Annotated in this window: 3 protein-coding genes; 1 reads left to right on the plus strand and 2 read right to left on the minus strand. The window is 31.4% G+C overall.

The genetic code is table 11. The features are described from left to right. Positions 1–761 (minus strand): IS3 family transposase (locus A9G40_RS07965; protein ID WP_176700462.1); only part of this gene is annotated, 761 nt, incomplete at its 3' end. Beyond that, entirely contained in the window at positions 752–1,054 is a 303-nt protein-coding gene (locus A9G40_RS07970) for a transposase (RefSeq protein WP_081302198.1), read from the minus strand. The genes A9G40_RS07965 and A9G40_RS07970, both read right to left, overlap by 10 nt. A gap of 119 nt (positions 1,055–1,173) precedes the next feature. Between A9G40_RS07970 and A9G40_RS07975 the strand changes: the two genes are divergently transcribed. Then, positions 1,174–2,487 carry a protein kinase gene (locus A9G40_RS07975; RefSeq protein WP_065582617.1) on the plus strand — a complete coding sequence of 438 codons (1,314 nt, stop codon included), beginning with the start codon at positions 1,174–1,176 and terminating at the stop codon, positions 2,485–2,487. Positions 2,488–2,663: the final 176 nt, after the last annotated feature.

The raw sequence follows: 2,663 nt of genomic DNA on the forward strand, positions 1-2,663 counted from the left end.
CAATCCACATAGTGATTAAATTGCAACCTGAGTTGTTCAAGTGAATCAAAAATCGTGTTTGACACAAATTCAGTTTTCACCGCTTTAAATGTTGCTTCAGCAACAGCATTATCATAAGGGCATCCCTTATGGCTTAATGAACGCTCAATGCCAAATTCCTTTAAACATTCATCAAGTAGATGATTATCAAATTCTTTTCCTCTATCTGAATGAAATAACTCAACTGAATTTAAGTTAATAGGGATTTGGCTGATAGCATCCATAACCAGTTGAGCATTTTTATGTTTTCCAGCACTTCGTCCCACGATTTCTCGATTGCTTACATCAATAATCACACAAAGGTAATGCCATTGTTGTTTTACTCTCACATAAGTTAAATCAGTCACTAACACTTTTCGTTGTTGGCCTACGGTAAACTCACGATTAAGTTGATTACTTACTGTTGATTCGTTGCTTTGTTCTGTATTAGCACGATATTTTTTACAGGTATATTTTGATACTAATCCGGTTTCTTGCATGATTCGACCAATTCGGCGACGGGATAATAGTATGCTTTTCTCCCTAAGCTCTGCTTGTAGTCGCCTTGTTCCATAGGCTTGATAGTTATCGTTAAATATCGCTTTCACTTTTTTACTAAGCTCTTTGTCTGTTTTTTTACTGGTTAATGGTTGTTGATAATAAAATCGATTTCTTGACACTTGTAAACATCGACATAACGCACGTAAGCTATATCGATGTTGATTCTCGGTGATTAATTTGATTTTCGTCCTATTATCAACGCCGCTTGCTTTAGGATGTCATTCTCCATTAACAATCGCTTATTCTCTTTACGTAGGGCTATGAGCTCATTTTCTTGAGCACGACGATTAGCTTGAGCTGTAAACTCACCAGTGGTTTGATATTGCTTAATCCACTTATCTAATGCGGATTTAGTCAGGTCGTATTCGGTGACAATATCCGCTCGTTTTTTGCCATTTTGGTATAACATTACCCTCTGTTTTTTAAATTCATTACTAAAACTGCGTTTTTCTCTTCTTGAAATAAGATTTGTCATTGTTGGTTCCTTTTGTTTTTTTGGTTATCATAACAATGACCTTATTAAACTGGTACTAATTAGTGTAGCCTGTCCATACTAAATTTGCTGTTAGATGTTTTCATAAAGAGTCAAAAGGGTTGTTACAACGTTACACAGCTATTTCTCAAAAACTTAAATCCTTGGACTCTTCTTTTTTTGTTAACTTTGATTTTTTAAATAATGGCATATGTGTTAATGGAAATCATTATCCGATAGTTAAAATAGCTTGGGCAAAAGGCGAAACTCTAGGGGAATTTTTAGAAAAAAATTATAAAAATAAGACTGCATTGAATAATTTATCAAAAAAAATAAAAGAATTATCAGAATTTTTAGGAAAAAATAATATTTCTCATGGAGATCTGCAAATGGGGAATATAATGGTGTCTGATAATGGAAAAGCTATTCAATTGATTGATTATGACGGAATGTATATTGGCTCAATTTCTAAATTGGGGAGTTCAGAATTAGGTCATATTAACTTTCAACATCCTTTAAGAGCAGTTGAAAATCCATTTAATGATAAGTTGGATAATTTCTCATTTATTACATTATGGTTAGGTTTACAATCATTAATTCTAGACGCATCTATTTGGGACAAATCACAATCGGATTCAGATTCTCTAGTATTCAAAGTAGATGATTTTGAAAATCCAGAGAATTCTAAAACTATCAATCTATTGATGAGTTATCCACAATTAACTATATATGTCACTAACTATATAAAAATTTGTTTGGTGGATCAATTTAAAAAAATACCTACATTATCAGACTTTATTGATAACCAAATTAACCTTGAATATATCAAATTATCGTCGCCTTCATCTTTTAAAATCAATACCTATAAAAGTCAGTATCCAGTTATATCAGTGTTAGATTTCGTTAAGTGTGAAAAATACATTGGTAGTCAAGTTGAAGTTATAGGAAAAGTTACCGAAGTGAAGATCGGATGGACTGAAAGGAAATTACCATATATTTTTCTTAATTTTAATGACTGGCGAGGTAAAGCATTCAAAGTAAATATATGGAAAGAAGGTTTAGATGCATTAAATCTAAATCTATCAACTATGAAACCTAATGATATATGGTTAGGAAAATACATAAGTGTTAAAGGATTGATGGAGCCTCCTTATATTAGTTCTAAACATAGATATTCACATCTTTCCATAACTATTACAAAAAATGACCAGCTAACAATTATCTCTCATGATGAGTTCAAAAGGAGATTGGATTGTTGTGAGTTTATTAATAGGATTAATTCTTATACAAGGCAACGGCCATTAGTGTCTAAAAATAATGAAATTATTAAAAATATTTTAAACAATAATATTGATAAGGTTGAGCCACAAAATAGAATTACTATAAGCAAAACGCCACAATATTCAACTATAAAACCATCAACATTATTAATGTAAAAACCAACAAATAGCAGAAAAAATAAAGATACAGCAAGGGGGACAGCACAATTTTCCTGGAACTTCGAAGTTACCAACGTCTAATCACAAACCTAAACAATATCAAAGTAGTTTTTTTAAAGATCATCTATGGGCTATTGTTATTTGTTTGATTGTTATTTTATTTTTATTTCGTT

Origin of the sequence: Gilliamella sp. Nev3-1, from assembly GCF_001690435.1 — a bacterium.
Taxonomy (GTDB): Bacteria; Pseudomonadota; Gammaproteobacteria; order Enterobacterales; family Orbaceae; genus Gilliamella; species Gilliamella apicola_C.

What these genes read in the sequence shown, in the direction of transcription:
- A9G40_RS07970 (WP_081302198.1), bottom strand. Translation starts at nt 1,054, where the DNA reads ATGACAAATCTTATTTCAAGAAGAGAAAAACGCAGTTTTAGTAATGAA.